The organism is Micromonospora sp. NPDC050495, from assembly GCF_040655175.1.
Taxonomy (GTDB): domain Bacteria; phylum Actinomycetota; class Actinomycetes; order Mycobacteriales; family Micromonosporaceae; genus Micromonospora.
Genome location: NZ_JBFAJK010000005.1, coordinates 209,562 through 226,118, shown reverse-complemented (window position 1 = coordinate 226,118; position 16,557 = coordinate 209,562). Strand labels below are relative to the sequence as shown.

11 protein-coding genes are annotated in these 16,557 nt (G+C 74.8%); 6 read left to right on the top strand and 5 right to left on the bottom strand.

Translation table 11 applies throughout. From position 1 onward, the window contains the following. Positions 1-173: 173 nt before the first annotated feature. Complete coding sequence (locus AB0I11_RS09070; protein WP_357315777.1) at positions 174-5,069, bottom strand: permease; 4,896 nt, start codon at positions 5,067-5,069, stop codon at positions 174-176. Between the two features lie 150 nt (positions 5,070-5,219). Further along, a complete protein-coding gene (locus tag AB0I11_RS09065) occupies positions 5,220-6,647 on the bottom strand; it encodes a UDP-glucose/GDP-mannose dehydrogenase family protein (protein ID WP_357315774.1) in 1,428 nt (475 codons plus the stop codon). A gap of 244 nt (positions 6,648-6,891) precedes the next feature. On the opposite strand from AB0I11_RS09065, the gene AB0I11_RS09060 reads away from it, so the two are divergent. Further along, positions 6,892-8,055, top strand: a complete 1,164-nt coding sequence (locus tag AB0I11_RS09060; protein WP_357315771.1) for an acyl-CoA dehydrogenase family protein — start codon at positions 6,892-6,894, stop codon at positions 8,053-8,055. A gap of 49 nt (positions 8,056-8,104) precedes the next feature. Here the strand turns inward: AB0I11_RS09060 and AB0I11_RS09055 are convergent, their stop codons facing one another. After that, positions 8,105-8,758, bottom strand: a complete 654-nt coding sequence (locus AB0I11_RS09055) for a hypothetical protein (RefSeq protein WP_357315768.1) — start codon at positions 8,756-8,758, stop codon at positions 8,105-8,107. Between the two features lie 23 nt (positions 8,759-8,781). On the opposite strand from AB0I11_RS09055, the gene AB0I11_RS09050 reads away from it, so the two are divergent. Together AB0I11_RS09050 and AB0I11_RS09045 are read left to right on the top strand one after the other, a co-directional pair. Beyond that, complete coding sequence (locus AB0I11_RS09050) at positions 8,782-9,300, top strand: acyl-CoA thioesterase (RefSeq protein WP_357315765.1); 519 nt, start codon at positions 8,782-8,784, stop codon at positions 9,298-9,300. 151 nt (positions 9,301-9,451) lie between these two features. Then, entirely contained in the window at positions 9,452-11,440 is a 1,989-nt protein-coding gene (locus tag AB0I11_RS09045) for an acetoacetate--CoA ligase (protein ID WP_357315762.1), read from the top strand. A 90-nt stretch (positions 11,441-11,530) separates the two neighbouring features. Here AB0I11_RS09045 and AB0I11_RS09040 read toward each other — a convergent pair whose 3' ends face one another. Further along, entirely contained in the window at positions 11,531-12,220 is a 690-nt protein-coding gene (locus AB0I11_RS09040; RefSeq protein WP_357315759.1) for a TIGR03089 family protein, read from the bottom strand. A gap of 150 nt (positions 12,221-12,370) precedes the next feature. On the opposite strand from AB0I11_RS09040, the gene AB0I11_RS09035 reads away from it, so the two are divergent. Both AB0I11_RS09035 and AB0I11_RS09030 read left to right on the top strand, forming a co-directional pair. Beyond that, positions 12,371-13,516 (top strand): glycosyltransferase family 1 protein, encoded by a 1,146-nt coding sequence (locus AB0I11_RS09035; RefSeq protein WP_357315756.1) that lies wholly within the window; start codon positions 12,371-12,373, stop codon positions 13,514-13,516. A 63-nt stretch (positions 13,517-13,579) separates the two neighbouring features. Next, positions 13,580-14,671, top strand: coding sequence for a sugar phosphate nucleotidyltransferase (locus tag AB0I11_RS09030; RefSeq protein WP_357315753.1), 1,092 nt, complete (start codon positions 13,580-13,582; stop codon positions 14,669-14,671). Positions 14,672-14,674: 3 nt separating this feature from the next. Here AB0I11_RS09030 and AB0I11_RS09025 read toward each other — a convergent pair whose 3' ends face one another. Further along, entirely contained in the window at positions 14,675-15,250 is a 576-nt protein-coding gene (locus AB0I11_RS09025; RefSeq protein WP_357315750.1) for an NUDIX domain-containing protein, read from the bottom strand. Positions 15,251-15,560: 310 nt separating this feature from the next. Here AB0I11_RS09025 and AB0I11_RS09020 point away from each other — a divergent pair, with 310 nt between their 5' ends. Next, a complete protein-coding gene (locus tag AB0I11_RS09020) occupies positions 15,561-16,556 on the top strand; it encodes a winged helix-turn-helix domain-containing protein (protein ID WP_357315747.1) in 996 nt (331 codons plus the stop codon). The last annotated feature ends 1 nt before the right edge of the window (position 16,557 follow it).

Sequence of the window (16,557 nt, the reverse complement as noted above, 5' to 3'; positions counted from 1 at the left end):
GGTCTGGCCCGGTCCGGCCCCGTCTGGCCCGGCCTGGCCTGGCCGCCTCGGCCCGGCCTGGTCGTCCGGCCGCCGGCCCGCTTGATCGACTCGGTTTGCGGCAGGTTGGGGCTACCGCCGCTCCGGAGGCCCCGACTTGCGGCATTCGGGGCGGATCAAGGGCGTCGGCGGGGTCAGCGCATGCCGCGCAGCGCGGTCTGCAGGCGCTCCTGGGCGCGGCGGCGGCGCTCGTTGCTGGCGCCGAGCACCAGCAGCACGATGCCGACGGGGATCAGCACCACCCACGGTCCGAGACTGATCAGCGCGTGCACGGCGGCGATCGCGGTGACCGAGGCGCCGACGATCACCGGGGCCTGCTGCCGGGTCATCGACCCGAAGATCAGCACCGCCACCGCGCCGAGCAGCAGCAGCACCTGGCGCAGCATGGTGGAGTCGGTGGCCACCACGATCGCCAGCGTCGGCAGGAAGGCGGCGACCAGCGCCGGCCCGTACGCCACCCAGCTCGACAGGTCCGGCCGGTGGCGCAGCTCCAGCACCCCCACCAGCAGGGCGAGCGCGGCGAACGGCAGCGTGTACGCCTCCGGCAGCGCCACCTCGGCCACCCGCATCAGGATCCACCAGGCGCTGATCTCGCAGACCACCACCGCCCAGAACAGGATCCGCCGCTCCACCGGCCGGCGGCCGGGCCGGGTGGCGGCCACCCCGAGCACGGCGCCCCAGGCGGCCAGCAGCGCGGCGATGTGCCGGGGCGAGTCGTACGCGAGGGCGAGCGCGATGAGCGCGGCGGCGTACCCGGTCCACTCGACGGTGGCCGCCTCCCGGTAGGCCTCGGGCCGGCGCAACCGGGGGAGGGTGGCGGCGAAGACCTGGAGCGCCGCGCCCACGGCCAGCACCCCGAACGCCGACCAGACCGCGGCGAGCCCGGCGACCAGGCCGAGGGTGAGCACGAACAGCTCGGCCATCAGCGAGCCGAACAGCCAGCCGAGGATGCGGGCCCGCTGGGTGGTGCCGAAGAACGCGGCCACCGCCCCGACGCCGACCGCCCCGCCCAGCGTGAAGAGGGTCAACTCCCGGGTGGCGAGGCTGCCGGCCAGCCCGGCGCCCCCGGCGGCCAGCCCGATCGCGAACACCAGCACCCGGGCGACCCGGATCGAGCGGGCCGGCTCGACCAGCGGCGGGGGCGGGGTCAACGCCAGGCCCAGCATGGCGATGGTGAAGACGGCCAGCCCGGCCAGAGCGGTCTCCGGCCAGCCCTGGCCCAGCGCCACCGGCGTGATCAGCAGCGTCACCGCCGCGCCCGGGAGCACCACCGGCACCGCCCGACTGCGCCGCCCGCCGCTGAAGCCGGTCGCGGCGAGCGCCGCCGTCACGGTCAGCAGGAACGCGGTCAGCACGTGGGTCGGATCGACCGCGTCGGCCGGCGGGGTGAGCAGTTCGGGCGGCGGGCCCTGCCACACCCGGGACAGCACCTCCATCGGCCCGACCAGCGCCACGACCAGCGGCGGGAGCAGCGTGACCAGGGCGAGCGCGGTCGGCAGCAGGGCCGCGGCGAGCGCACCGGCGGCCGGGCTGACCCGCCAGCGCAGGTCGGTGTCGCCGTCGCGGCGCAGTGCCCCGTTCAGCAGCACCGACCAACGGCGGACCGGCTGGGCCGAGCCGGCCGGCGGGACGGTGGCGGCGCGGACCAGTTCGGCGAGGACACCGAGCAGCGCCGCCGCGGCCGCGTACACGCCGGACGGCAGGTGGGTGATGACGGCGGCGATCGCGCTCACCGTGGCGCCGCCCGCCACGGCGACGCTCGCGTACGGCAGGTACTGCGGGATCTGCCGGCGGGCGGCCGCGACGGCGGCCAGGCCGATGCTGGACGCGGCGAGCGCGGCGGTCAGCACCACCTGGGGGGAACGCCCGTACTCGGCGGCCAGGGCGGCGACCGCACCGGGCAGCGCGAGCAGGGCGGCGCCCAGCGCCGCGCCCCCCACCTGCACCAGGTGCCCGGGCATCCCCTCGGAGCGGACGTCCTCGACCAGCGACGGGGCGATCGCCCGGGCCAGGGCCGCCACCACCACCCCGATCAACACGATGCTGCCCAGGGCCAGCGCGGTGGTCCACGGCCGGACCAGCCCGGCCCCGGCCGCGTGCAGGGCGACCACCCCGGCCACGGTGGCCCGGGACAGCGCGGCCCGCGGATCGGCCGCGGCCACCGCCGCCATCCCGAACACCGTGGCAACCATGGCCCCCACCAGCACCGGCGACCACCAGGGCAGGTCGAAGGCGGCCGGCGCGCCGATGGTGGCGAGCACGGCGGCGACGCCGGACACGTCGTAGCGCCAGGGCGGCGGCAGCAGGATGCCGGCGGTCACCGCCAGCAGGGCCAGCGCCACCGGGGCCTGCCAGGTCGCCCCACCGGTGGGCGCGGCCGGCCAGCCGGTGAGGTCACCGGCCCAGATCGGGCCGGGGGTGGCGAGCACACCGACGCCGCCGCGCAGCGCGGTCCAGCCGGCGAGCAGGCCGATCAGCGTGCCGCCGATGGTGACGCCGAGGATCGGCCCGCGCCGCCACTCCTCGGGCAGGGCACGGGCGGCGACGGCCACCACCAGCACCAGCGCGGCCGCCACCACGAGCTGGCCGCCGGGCGCGAGCACCGCGGTGATCCGGACCAGGGTGGCGATGAGCGCCGCCGTGGTCGCCGCCAGGGCCAGGTCGGAGCCGTCCAGCGTCAGGTCGGAGCGGCGGCCCGCGTCGATCCGGGGTGCCAGCGCCAGCAGCGCGGCGGCGAGCAGGAGCAGGCCACCCACCCAGGCGTCGGCGGCGGTGGCGCCCGGCGCGCCGAACCCGGCGGCGGCGACCGCCACGGCGCCCAGCACGGTGCCGACCGCGTGCGGGGCGCTGAGATGCCGCTGGGCGACCTGGACGACGGCGGCGTAGCCGAGCGTGACGCAGACGCCGAGGAAGCTCGCCGCGAGGATCGGGACGGTCAGCTCGCGCAGGTCGGCCGCGGTGCGGGCCGGCGCGGCCGGTTCGGTGGCGGCGACGAACGCGGCCACCGCCCCGGGCAGCGCGAACGCGGCGCCGCCGGCGGCCCAGCCGGACACCGTGTCGGCGGCGGTGGCGGCGATCCGGACCCGGGGCGCCAGCGAGACGAGCGCGCTGGCCAGGAAGAGCAGGGTCAGCGCCGCCGCGGTGAGCGCCGGCCGGGCGAGCGCGGCGCCCGCGCCGACCAGGCCGAGCCCGGCGGCGGTGACCGCGTGCGCCACCGCGGCACGCCGCGATCCGGCGGAGAGCCCGAGCACCCCGATGGCCACCGCGGTGAGCAGCATCGGCCAGCAGGCGGCGGCCCAGCCCAGGCCGAGGGAGGCCGGCACGGCGAGGGCGGTCAGCGCCGCCCCGACCACCGCGAACTCGCGCCGGATCTCCGGCGGCAGGGCGATCACCGCGGCGACGGTGAGCAGCAGCGCGCTCGCGGCGAGCTGCCAGCCGGTCGGCCCGACTGCCGTGGCCAGCTCGGCGTGCCACCCGCTCAGGTCGGCCGACCAGGCGGGCAGCGCCGCGCGCACCGGGGCCAGGCCGGCGCGGAGCGCGCCGCCGGCCACCACGAGCCCGCTGACCGTCAGCGCGACCGCCGAGGCGAGTTGCGGGCCCCGCCGGGCGGCCTCCGGCACGGCCCGGACCGCGAACCCGGTCAGCGCGATGACCGCCGCGATGAGCAGCAGGGACCGGCCGGGGAAGGCGACCGAGGCGACCCGGCCCAGCGCGCCGATCACCGCGAGCGTGACGATGCCGGCGCCCAGGTCGGGCAGCGGCGGCCGGCGCAGCACCAGGGTGCCGGTCAGCCCGACCAGCGCGGCCAGCAGCAGCACCACCCCCGCCCCGGCGGCGGTCGGCACCGTGACGGCGCGCAGCAGCGCGGTGACCGCGTACGCCAGGGCGACGGCGACCGCCGTGCCGTGCAGCAGCCAGGTCAGCTCGCGCAGCCAGGGCACCGGCCGGGCGGGCGCGGTCACCGGGTCGCCGCCCGGCTCCCCGCCGAGCACCTCGGCCGCCTCCTCCGGGGCCGCCTCGGGCCGCTCGTCCGTGGCCCGTTGCCGGGGCGGGACCGGGGCCGGCGGCGGGGTGGGCAGGTCCCGCCGGACGGGGCGTTCGACCACCACCGCCGAGCGGACCAGGGCGAGGTCGGCCACCGCCACCACGGTCAGCACCAGCGCCCAGCCGGCCGGCCCGGTGATCCGCTCGTACGTCAGCAGCGGCAGCACCGGCTGCGCGGCGAGGACGGTGGCGAAGCGGGGCGCGCGCAGCCCCGTCGCGTACGCGTAGCCGACGGCGACCACGGTGGTGACCAGGAAGATCGACCCGGCGAAGGCGGGGCCGGAGGTGGCGCCGCCGATCCGGTCCACGGCCCAGAGCGCGTACCCGGCCAGCGGGAGCAGCAGCAGGCCCACCGCGGCGATGGTCTCCGCGGTCGAGGTGAGGCCGCGGCGGGCCAGCACGGGGGGCGCGAGCAGCATGAGCACGGTGGCCACCAGCAGCACGCCGAGCCGGGCCAGCGCGTCCATGGAGCTGGTGGCGACCGCGGCGAAGACCACGGCCGCGACGCCGAGCAGCAGCGCGCCGAGCCCGAGGGGGATGTTCTGCACCTCCCGGGAGGACGCCTCCGGCGGGTGCTCCGGGTCGTCCACGTCGAGCCACTGTGCCCGGACCCGGGGCGGCGGGAGGTCGTCCGGGGCGGGCGGCGGGGTGCCCTGGCGGGGCACCCTGGGCGGCGCGCCGGTGGTGGCCGTCGGCGGGCGCCGGCCGGGCCGGCGGCGCAGCACCCGGCGGGGCCGGGTGGCCTGCTTGATCCGCTCCTCACCGGCGTGCGCGAGGATGTCCCGCTGGAAGAGGGCGGCCTGCATCTTGGCCGCGATCTGCCGCTGCTCGCGGGCGATCTCGGCGTCACGCGCCTTCATCTCCGCGATGGACCGCTCGATGTCCGCCAGGTGCTCGGCCCACTGTGGCTGGTCCGCCCCGCAGTGCGGGCAGATCACGGCCGGCTTGATCTCCCGCCCGCACGAGGCGCACCTGAAGGTCTGCACGACATCCTCCGTCCGGCCGGCCCGCTGCGCGGACCTCCACAGTCGCAGCATGCCTTGACCGGGCGCGGATTTCGACAATTGTCGGCGCGTTCGGGACACAAAAAGACGCCGGCCGTGGCGCGGGTCCACGGCCGGCGTCGGGCGACGCGGTCAGGGGCGGCCCATGCCCCGGTACTCCCAGCCGGCCTGGGTCCACAGTGTCGAGTCGAGGCAGTTGCGGGCGTCGACCACCTTGCGGCCGTTGACCAGGTCGCCGAGGGCGACCGGGTCGGCGTTGCGGAAGTCGGCCCACTCGGTGAGCACGCAGACCAGGTCGGCCTCGTGGACCGCGTCGGTCATGCTCGTCTCGTACGCCAGCTCGGGCACCGCCCGGCGGGCGTTCTCCAGGCCCTGCGGGTCGAACACGTGCACCTCGGCGCCGGCCTTGTGCAGCAGCGAGGCGACCGCGAGTGCCGGAGCGTCCCGGACGTCGTCGGTGTTCGGCTTGAAGGTGGCGCCGAGCACGGCGATCCGGGTGCCGGAGAGGTCCGGGCCGGCCGGGCCGGAGCGGCGGCCGAGCAGTTCGGCGGCGAGCTGGAGCACCCGGGTCCGCCGGCGCAGGTTGATCAGGTCGACCTCGTGCAGGAAGCGCAGCGCCTCGCCGGCGCCCAGCTCCTGGGCGCGGGCCTGGAACGCGCGGATGTCCTTGGGCAGGCAGGCGCCGCCGAAGCCGAGGCCGGCCTGGAGGAAGCGGTTGCCGATCCGGGGGTCGTAGCCGATCGAGCGGGCCAGCTGGGTGACGTCACCGCCGGCGGCCTCGCAGACCTCGGCCATCGCGTTGATGAAGGAGATCTTGGTGGCCAGGAAGGCGTTCGCGGCGACCTTGACCAGCTCGGCGGTGGCGAAGTCGGTGACCACCAGCGGAACCTCGCGGTCCTCGGTGGCGGCGAGGTCGAAGACGCCCTTGTGCGCGGCGTAGAGCATGCCGTTGGCCCACTCGCTCTTGACCCCGACCACGATCCGGTTGGGGCGCAGCACGTCGTCGACGGCGAAGCCCTCCTGGAGGAACTCGGGGCTCCAGGCCACCTCGACGCCCAGGTCCACCGGGGTGTGCTTGCCGACGAGCTGTTCCACCCACTCGGCGGTGCCGACCGGGACGGTCGACTTTCCCACGATCAGCGCCTTGCGGGTCAGGTGCTGGGCGAGGTTGGTCACCGACGCCTCGACGTAGGAGAGGTCGGCGCCCATGCCGTCGGCCCGCTGGGGGGTGCCCACGCAGATGAAGTGCACGTCGCCGAAGTCGGCGGTCTCCTGGATGTCGGTGCTGAACCGCAGCCGGCCGGCGGCCAGGTTGCGCCGCAGCAGCTCGTCCAGGCCGGGCTCGTGGATCGGCACCTCGCCGGCGTTCAGCTTGGCGATCTTGTCAGCGTCGACGTCGAAGCCGAGCACCTCGTAGCCCAGTTCGGCGTAGCAGATCGCGTACGTCGCACCGAGGTACCCGGTGCCCAGGAACGTGACCCGGGGCCGGGCCGCACCCGAGGGCGGGGTCACCGCGGCGATGGCCGGTACCGGCTGGGTGTTCGGGTACGGAATCGTCACGCCTGTCTCTCCGCTCGCACTGGCGGCGCTTCGTTGCGTCGCGATCGGCTGGGCGCCACGCCCGGCACCGAGGGGTCGTCTGTCTTCGGGTGAGGGTAGTTGTGCCGTCTCGGCGCCTGTCGTGCGCGAGCCTACCCGCCGGTAAGGTCCGGCTGAACCCTGGTCGCTATCCTTCAGTCTGCGGCAGTCGGCGGCCTCCGGGCGTCACAGACTGCGCATTTTAGCGGTGAAGGGGAGGGCCGACATGGCCGCAGAGCAGTCGTTCGACGTTTACCGGTTGCCGGAGGAGCACGAGGCGGTCCGGGAGGCGGTCCGTGAGGTCTGTGCGGCGAAGGTCGCCCCGCACGCCGCCGAGGCGGACGAGACCGGTGAGTTCCCGAAGGCGTCCTACGACGCGCTGCGGGCCGCCGACTTCCACGCCCCGCACATCCCCGTCGAGTACGGCGGCGCCGGCGCGGACGCGCTGGCCACGGCCATCGTGATCGAGGAGGTCGCCCGGGCCTGCGCCTCGTCCTCGCTGATCCCGGCGGTGAACAAGCTGGGCACCATGCCGCTGCTGCTGGCCGGCTCGGAGGAGCTCAAGCGGAAGTACCTCACCCCGGTCGCCGCGGGCGACGCGATGTTCTCGTACTGCCTCTCCGAGCCGGAGGCGGGCAGCGACGCCGCCTCGATGACCACCAAGGCGGTCCGGGACGGCGACCACTGGGTGCTCAACGGCGTGAAGCGGTGGATCACCAACGCGGGCGTCTCGGAGTACTACACGGTCTTTGCGGTGACCGATCCCACAGCCCGTTCCAGGGGCATCTCGGCCTTCGTGGTGGAGAAGTCGGACGCCGGGGTGAGCTTCGGCGCGCCGGAGAAGAAGCTCGGCATCAAGGGCTCGCCGACCCGCGAGGTCTACTTCGACAACGTGCGGATCCCGGCGGACCGGATGATCGGTGCCGAGGGCACCGGTTTCGCCACCGCGATGCGGACCCTGGATCACACCCGGGTGACCATCGCCGCCCAGGCGGTCGGGATCGCCCAGGGCGCGCTGGACTACGCCAAGGGGTACATCCAGGAGCGCAAGCAGTTCGGCAAGCCGGTCGCGGACTTCCAGGGCATCCAGTTCATGCTCGCCGACATGGGCATGAAGCTGGAGGCGGCCCGCCAGCTCACCTACGCCGCCGCCGGCAAGTCGGAGCGGGGCGACGCCGACCTGACCTACTTCGGTGCGGCCGCGAAGTGCTTCGCCTCGGACGCCGCCATGGAGATCACCACCGACGCCGTGCAGTTGCTCGGTGGCTACGGCTACACCCGCGACTACCCGGTCGAGCGGATGATGCGGGACGCCAAGATCACCCAGATCTACGAGGGCACCAACCAGGTGCAGCGCATCGTCATGGCGCGCCAGCTGCTCAAGGGCTGACCCGGCAGGTCGGGCGGGCGGGCCGGGGTGCCGGCCCGCCCGCGGGCGTTCAGCGGAACTCGGTGGTGCCCTCCGGTCGGCTCGCGGGGCGCGGGGGCGCGGACCACGGCGACTCGCCGCCGGTGCGGCGGGGCAGGGGTTCGGTGGGGGTCTCGGGATAGCCCAGGGTCAGCGGGGCGGTGTCCTTGGTCGCGTCGGACGGCGGCCAGTCGCCGAGCGAGGGGCTGGGCTCGGCCGGCTTGGCGGCCGCGGTCAGCTCCGCCTCGGCCGTGGGCTGGTCGGGCCACCGCCGCCAGCGCTGCACGCTGAACACGGCCATCAGCAGCAGCACGCCGATGAGGAACAGCGTGCCGTTCTCCAACGGCTGGCGCAGCGGCAGCGGGTCCCCGAGCATCTTCCAGTTCTGCGGGACCGCGTCACGCACGGTGAACGGCGCGACGAACATCCCGAGGTACGGGACGGCCAGCAGCAGCCCGGCCGTGAGCGGACCGAGCGGCGAGAAGCGCAGCGTGGCGAGCAGGCCGAGCAGGATGCCGGCGACGCCGAGGTAGACGGCCGGCTCGATCAGGTTGGGTGTGCTGTACGTACCGAGTTCCACCCAGCGGTGGACGGTGCGTCCTGATCCGTCCTGACCGAGGGTGACGAGCACCCAGGTGACGGGCGCCACCACCAACCCGGCGAGGAAGCTCCAGAGATGTCGCATCCGCGCACCGTACCGTTTCCGCCATGACAGATCACCCCTCCACCGTGCCGGCGGGCAAGCCGACCTCGTACTCCCGGGTAACGCTCAGTCGGATCATGACTGCCGTCGATGTCAATCTGTACGGGACCGTGCACGGTGGGGTACTGATGAAGTTCGTCGACGACGTCGCCGGGGCGGCCGCCGCCCGGCACAGCGGGGGCACCGCGGTCACCGCGTCGATCGACGAGATCGTCTTCTCCGAGCCGGTCCGGGTGGGCGACCTGGTGCACGCGCACGCCCAGGTGAACTGGACCGGGCACACCTCGATGGAGATCGGGGTGAAGGTGGTCGCCGAGCGCTGGGACTCGGCCGAGGACGAGCCGGTGCGGGTGGCCACCGCGTACCTGGTCTTCGTGGGGGTGGACGTGGGCGGCGCGCCCCGCCCGGTGCGGCCGGTGCTGCCGGAGACGGCGGAGGACGAGCGGCGCTACCGGGAGGCGGAGATCCGCCGCGCCCACCGGCTCGCCCGCCGGCGCGCGATCCAGGCGCACCGCGCCGGCTGAGCGCCGGATCCACACAGCCTGCCGCCGCGGGGTGTGGCCCGGCCACGCCCCGCCGGCGCCACCCGGTGCGGACAATGGCCAGGCGGGGTAGGGCAAGATTGCGCCAGGCCCAGGCACAGTGTGGTGACGGGCCTCAGGGAGGGTGGGATCAGTGGGTGACGTGCTGTGGACGCCGCCGGCCGACGTGCGTGAGCGGTCCCGGATCGGTGACTACCTGCGCTGGCTGGCGTCGCACCGGGGCCTCGAGTTCGCCGACTACGACGCGTTGTGGCGCTGGTCGGTGACCGACCTGGACGCCTTCTGGCGCTCGATCTGGGACTACTTCGAGGTGATCGCGCACACCCCGCCGACGGCGACCCTGGCCGACCGGGCCATGCCCGGCGCCCGGTGGTTCCCCGGCGCCACCCTCAACTACGCCGAGAACGTGCTGCGGATGCCCGGCCGGGGCGACGACGACCCGGTGGTGGTCGCGCACGGGCAGACCCGGGCGCCCGAGACGCTGACCGCCGCCGAGTTGCGCGAGCAGGTCCGCCGGGTGGCGGCCGGGCTGCGCCGGCTCGGCGTCGGCCGCGGCGACCGGGTGGCCGTGTACGCGCCGAACATCCCGGAGACGTTCGTGCTGCTGCTGGCCACCGCCAGCCTGGGCGCGATCTTCTCCTCCTGCGCGCCCGAGTTCGGCACCCGCAGTGTCACCGACCGCTGGCAGCAGATCGAGCCGAAGGTCCTGGTGGCCGTCGACGGCTACCGGTACGGCGACAAGCCCGTCGACCGGCGCGGCGAGGTGGCCGCGATCCGGGCCGCGCTGCCGTCGCTGCGGCACACCGTCGACATCGGGTACCTCGACCCGGCCGGCGCGGGTTCGCCGGGGGCGATCCCCTGGGCGGAGCTGGCGGCGGCGACCGACGAGCCGCTGACCTTCACGCCCGTGCCCTTCGACCACCCGCTCTACGTGCTCTACTCCTCCGGCACGACCGGCCTGCCGAAGCCGATCGTGCACGGCCACGGGGGCATCCTGCTGGAGCACCTGAAGATGCTGGCCCTGCAGCACGACCTGGGCCCGGCGGACCGGTTCTTCTGGTTCACCACCACCGGCTGGATGATGTGGAACTTCCTGGTCTCCGGCCCGGCGGTGGGCGCGACGATCGTGCTCTTCGACGGCAACCCCGGCCACCCGGACCTGGGTGCGCTGTGGCGGCTGGCCGCGACGACCGGCACGACTTATTTCGGCACGTCCGCGCCGTTCCTGCTGGCCTGCCGCAAGGCCGGCCTGGTGCCGCGCGAGATCGCCGATTTCGGCGCGCTGCGCGGCCTCGGCTCGACCGGCGCGCCGCTGCCCGCCGAGGGCTTCACCTGGGTGTACGAGAACGTCAGCGACCACCTTCAGCTCCAGTCGCTCTCCGGCGGCACCGACGTCTGCACCGGCTTCGTCGGTGGGGTGCCGCTGCTGCCGGTGCACGCCGGCGAGATCACCTGCCGGGCGCTCGGCGCGAAGGTGGAGGCCCGCTCGGGCGACGGCAGCCCGGTCATCGGCCAGCTCGGCGAGCTGGTGATCACCGAGCCGATGCCGAGCATGCCGGTGGGGTTCTGGAACGACACCGACGGCTCCCGCTACCGCGAGGCGTACTTCGAGGTCTATCCGGGGGTCTGGCGGCACGGCGACTGGATCACCATCAACGAGCGCGGCGGCTGCGTGATCACCGGCCGCTCCGACGCCACCCTGAACCGGGGTGGCGTGCGGCTCGGCACCGCCGAGTTCTACTCGGTGGTGGAGGGGCTGGACGAGGTGGTCGACTCGGTGGTCGTGCACCTGGAGGACGACGAGGGCGGCGCCGGCGAGCTGCTGCTCTTCGTGGTGCTCGCGGACGGGCTGGAGCTCGACGACGCGCTGCGCCGCCTGATCTGCCGCGAGCTGCGGACCGCGCTGTCGCCCCGGCACGTGCCCGACGAGATCCACCAGGTCCGCGCGGTCCCGCGCACCCTCTCGGCGAAGAAGCTGGAGGTCCCGGTCAAGAAGATCCTGACCGGCACCCCGGTCGACCGCGCCGCCGCCAAGGGCGCCCTGGCCAACCCGGATTCCCTCACGGCCTTCGCCGCCTTCGCCCAACGCCGCGCCCCCACCAACCACTCCACCCCGGCCTGACCCCTCCCGGCCCTGCCGATCATGGAGCTGTGGCACCTCACCAAGGGGGCGTAACGCCTCCTTCCGGGCGCCACAACTCCATGATCGACGCTAGGTGACGGTGCGGGTGGCCTTTTCCGCGCCGGCGCGGGAGTCCAGGCGGGACGGGTCGAGGTGGGCGCAGGCCACCAGGGTGGCGCCGGCGGTGAGGGGGGCCAGCAGCCAGTCGACCGGGTCGGGGTGCTGGTCGGTGTCGATCAGCACGCGGTCGCCGGGGGTCAGGCAGAGCTCCGCGGCCCGGGCCCGCGCGCGGGCCAGCAGCTCCGCGTCCCCCGGTCCCCCCTGGGGGTACGCGGTGAAGTGGTCGCCGTGGCCGCGTACCGACGACACGAAGTCGGTGAAGCCGGCCGGCACCTGCCGCAGCGGCAGGGCGAACGGGTCGAGGGGGAGCGCGTACCGCTCGCCGGCCGACCACTCGGTCGCCTCGGCGGCCCGCCCGGCGGCGGCGAAGAGCACGTCCACGTCGCCCGGGGCGTCCACCACGGTCAGCTTCGCCGACCAGCAGCCCAGCAGCACGGCGGCGGTCTGCCAGTGCGGCGGCAGCAGCACGGCGGCCGTGTCACCGGGGGCGAGGGCGACCTCGTCGACGAGCAGGTTCACCGTCTTCGCGACCCAGTTCGCCAGGGTCGCGCCGGACAGTTCGGTGCGCTCGCCGGTGGCGTCGTCGTACCAGGTCAGGAGGGGACGGGTGGGGTCGGTCGCGATCGCGTCGGCGAACACCCGGGCAATGTTGTCGGCCATCGGCGCGAACGATACGCGCCGGTGGCCCGTACTCGATGACAAGGACAAGTCGGCGTACCGTCGGGTCGCGGTCACCGCCGGGACCCGGGCCCGGCGTAGGCTTGCCGACAGTGTTGTTCCCCACAACTGGACTTGCTGAGGAGTCGCCCCGTGACCGCCGGTCGCCCGCCCCGCGTGCTCATCGACGCCACGAGTGTCCCCGCCGACCGCGGCGGCGTCGGTAGATACGTCGACGGCCTGCTCGGCGCCCTCGGCCGGGTCTGCGGCTCCGCCGTCGACCTGGTGGTGGTGAGCCTCCGCACCGATCTGGAGCGGTACACCCGGATGCTGCCGGCGGCCGAGGTGATCCCCGCTCCGGCGGCGGTGGCGCACCGCCCGGCGCGGCTCGCCTGGGAGCAGACCGGCCTGCCGCTGCTGGCCCAGCAGGTGGGCGCCGAGGTGCTGCACTCGCCCTTCTACACCTGCCCGCTGCGGGCCGGCTGCCCGGTCACGGTCACCGTGCACGACGCGACCTTCTTCACCGAGCCGGAGCACTACGACAAGTCCCGCCGGACGTTCTTCCGCAGCGCGATCAAGACCTCGCTGCGTCGCGCCGAGCGGGTGATCGTGCCGAGCAAGGCCACCCGGGACGAGCTGATCCGCCTGCTGGACGCCGACCCGACCCGGATCGACGTGGCCTACCACGGGGTCGACCAGGCCGCCTTCCACGCCCCGAGCGAGGAGGAGAAGGCCCGGGTCCGGGCCCGCCTCGGGCTCGGCAGCAACAGCTACGTCGCCTTCCTCGGGGCCAAGGAGCCGCGCAAGAACGTGCCCAACCTGATCCGCGGCTGGGCCCGCGCCGTGGCCGACCGGGACGACCCGCCGGCCCTGGTGCTCGCCGGTGGCCAGGGGCACGACGACGACATCGACCGGGCGGTGGCCGAGGTCCCGTCCCACCTGCGGCTGCTGCGTCCGGGCTACCTCCGCTACGCCGACCTGCCCGGCTTCCTCGGCGGTGCCCTGGTCGCCGCCTACCCGTCGTACGGGGAGGGTTTCGGTCTGCCCATCCTGGAGGCGATGGCGTGCGCCGCGCCGGTGCTGACCACGCCGCGGCTCTCGCTGCCCGAGGTGGGTGGCGACGCGGTGGCGTACACCAGCGAGGACCCGGACCAGATCGCCACCGATCTGGGCGCCCTGCTCGACGACGAGCAGCGCCGGCTCGCCCTGGCCAAGGCCGGTTTCGAGCGGGCCAAGGAGTTCACCTGGGAGTCCAGCGCCGAGGTGCACACCGCCGCCTGGAGCCGGGCCCGGTCCTGAGTGGCCGCTGCCGGTCGGCGCGAGCGTCCCTGACCGCGTGCCCGCTTCGGGCATGATGTGCTGATGTTCTACGCCGTGATCCCGGCGGGTGGCAGTGGCACGAGGTTGTGGCCGTTGTCCCGTGCCGGCCATCCCAAGTTCCTCCACCCGCTGACCGGTACACCGGCCTCGCTGCTGCAGGCGACGGTTGACCGGTTGTCGCCGTTGACCACGCCGGAGCGCACGCTGGTGGTCACCGGGGCCGCGCACGTCGCGGCGGTGGCCCGGCAACTGGCTGGCCTGCCCGAGGAGAACATCCTGGTCGAGCCCTCACCGCGGGACTCCTGCGCGGCCATCGCGCTGGCCGCCGCGGTGATCGCGGAGCGTGACCCGGCGGCGGTGATGGGCTCGTTTGCCGCCGACCATCTGATCGGCGACCCGGCCCGGCTGGCCGAGGTGGTACGCCAGGCCATCGGCGGGGCCGAGCAGGGGCTGCTGATGACCGTGGGCATCACCCCGACCCGGCCCGAGACCGGCTACGGCTACCTGGAGACCGGGGAGCCGGTGGGCGACGGCCCGCTGCGCCCTGTGACCGAGTTCAAGGAGAAGCCGGCCGCCGAGGTGGCCGAGGGCTACGTCCGCTCCGGCCGGCACCTCTGGAACGCCAGCATGTTCGTCTGGCGGGTGGACGTCTTCCTGGCCGAACTGGCCCGGCAGCAGCCGGCCATGCACGCCGGGATCACCGCCATCGCGGCGGCGTGGGGCAGCCCGGAGCAGGACGACGTGCTGGGCACCGTCTGGCCGACCCTGCCCAAGATCTCCGTCGACTACGCGGTGATGGAGGGGGCGGCGACCGCCGGCCGGGTGGCGACCGTCCCCGGCGACTTCGGCTGGAACGACGTCGGCGACTTCCACACCCTCGGCGAGGTGCTGCCCGCCGACGCCGACGGCAACGTGGTGCTCGGCAGCGACGCCAAGCCGGGTGTGCTGCTGCACGACACCACCGGCAGCGTGGTGGTCCCGCAGTCCGGCCGGCTGGTGGCCGCGGTCGGGGTGCACGACCTGATCGTGGTGGACACCCCGGACGCCGTGCTGGTCTGCCCGCGCGACCGCGCGCAGGACGTGAAGAAGCTGGTCGACGAGTTGAAGGAGCGCGGCGAGGAGGGCCTGCTCTGACGGTCAGCCGGCGGTGCGGCGGGCCAGCGTGGCCAGGGCCGGCGCGATCAGTTGGACGGTCCCGTCGGCCAGCGGCGCGGGCAGCCGGTCCGGCGGGAACCAGCCCAGCGCCGCGCTTTCGGCGCTGACCCGCTCGGCCGCGCCGGCCGGGGCGAACACGGCGAACCGGACGTCGTAGTGCAGCGAGCCGCCCTGGCAGGCGACCGGGTGGATGTCCACGTCGATCGGCTCCGGATCGATCGTCAGCCCGGCGATTCCGGACTCCTCGGTCGCCTCGCGCAGCGCGGCGGCCACCAGCGTCGGGTCGCCGGGCTCGCAGTGCCCGCCGAGCTGCACCCACTTGTGGAACCTGCCGTGCAGGCAGAGCAGCACCCGCTCACCGGTGGCGTCGAGCACCAGCGCGCTGGCGGTCACGTGCCCGGGCCGGTGCGCGCGGCTCAGCGCCACCGGCCCGGCGGCCAGCAGATCCAGGGTGCGGTCCCGGTTGGTGGCGGCGGCCGGGCTGGTCGCCGTCCAGCGGCTCAGCAGCGCGGTGGCGTCGGTGTGCAGGTCGGCGTACGTCCCCAGGTCGGTGTGCACGCCGACACTCTACGAGCGTCCGCTCCCTACCCGGGCCGGTGACCCGGCGACCGGTGGAGTGGGCCGGACACGGAACGACCGGGTGGCACCTCCGCGGAGTGTCTCCGCGGACCCTCGTGCTGCCGCCCGGTCGCCCGCCCCACCCCCGAACGCCGGTACCGCCTGGTCCGACGGGCACCAGCAGTCTGCCCAGCCGGCCCGGCCGCCGTCGAGGTCTTTCAACCCACGCTTAAAGATGGAGATTACTGCCGGCGGTAGAGTGCGGGGTGAAGGTAAGGGCTTTCCCTCCGCCCGCCTTCGGGAGTGCTCCATGCTGAAGATCTTCTTTTCGAGCGAGGACATCCTGCGGACCCGGGTCGCCCCTGCCCCGGATCCGATGTGGGAGCTGGTCCTCAGCCTGCACCTGCTCCAGGGCCGGGAGCGCCAGCCGCTGCTGCTGGAGTGGCGCCGCTCGGTGGCCCGTGCGCTGCGGGCGGAGACCGCGGCCGAGCAGTTCCGCCTGCTGCTCGCGCTCAACCCGCCGCGCGGCTACTTTCCCGACTTCCTCACCCCGTACGCCAGCCGGGAGGGCTTCGAGGCGGGGCTGGAAGCGGTCCGGGGCACCCCGATCGACCTGTTGCGCCGTGACCTGACCGTGCTGGCGGAGGAGAACGAGCTGCCCACCTCGGCGGCGGCGCTGGCCCGCGGCGAGCCGGAGATCATGACCCACCTCACCAGCTCGATGACGCGCTACCGGAGCGTGGCCATCGCGCCGTACTGGCCGCGGATCCAGGCCGCCGTCGAGGCCGACCGGGCGCGGCGGGCCCGGGCGATGCTGGACGGCGGGCCGGAAGGGCTGCTGGCCAGCCTGCGGCCCAGCATGCGGTGGGCCGACGGCGTGCTCGAGGTGGTCGACTACCCGGACAGCCGCGAGCTGCACCTGGACGGTCGGGGGCTGATGCTGGTGCCGGCCTTCTTCTGCGCCCGGACCCCGGTGGCGCTGCTCGACCCCGCGCTGCCGCCGGTGCTGGTCTATCCGGTGGACCGGCTCGGCGGGCTGGCGGTCGGCGCCGGTGCCGTCGCCGAGCCGGACGGCGGCCGGGAGGCTCTCGCCGCCCTGCTCGGCCGGACCCGGGCCGCCGTGCTGGCCGCGTCGGACGACGGGTGCACCACCGGCGAGCTGGCCCGGCGGCTGTCCATCTCGGCGGCGGCGGCCAGTCAGCACGCCACGGTGCTGCGCAACGCCGGCCTGCTGGTCAGCCACCGGGACCGCAACACGGTGCTGCACACCCTGACCCCGCTGGGCCGGGCCGTCCTCGACGCCTGAC

Coding starts and splice junctions, on each gene's coding strand:
- AB0I11_RS09040 (WP_357315759.1), bottom strand. CDS start 12,220: ATGGCCGACAACATTGCCCGGGTGTTCGCCGACGCGATCGCGACCGAC.
- AB0I11_RS09030 (WP_357315753.1), top strand. CDS start 13,580: ATGTTCTACGCCGTGATCCCGGCGGGTGGCAGTGGCACGAGGTTGTGG.
- AB0I11_RS09020 (WP_357315747.1), top strand. CDS start 15,561: ATGCTGAAGATCTTCTTTTCGAGCGAGGACATCCTGCGGACCCGGGTC.
- AB0I11_RS09060 (WP_357315771.1), top strand. CDS start 6,892: ATGGCCGCAGAGCAGTCGTTCGACGTTTACCGGTTGCCGGAGGAGCAC.
- AB0I11_RS09050 (WP_357315765.1), top strand. CDS start 8,782: ATGACAGATCACCCCTCCACCGTGCCGGCGGGCAAGCCGACCTCGTAC.
- AB0I11_RS09055 (WP_357315768.1), bottom strand. CDS start 8,758: ATGCGACATCTCTGGAGCTTCCTCGCCGGGTTGGTGGTGGCGCCCGTC.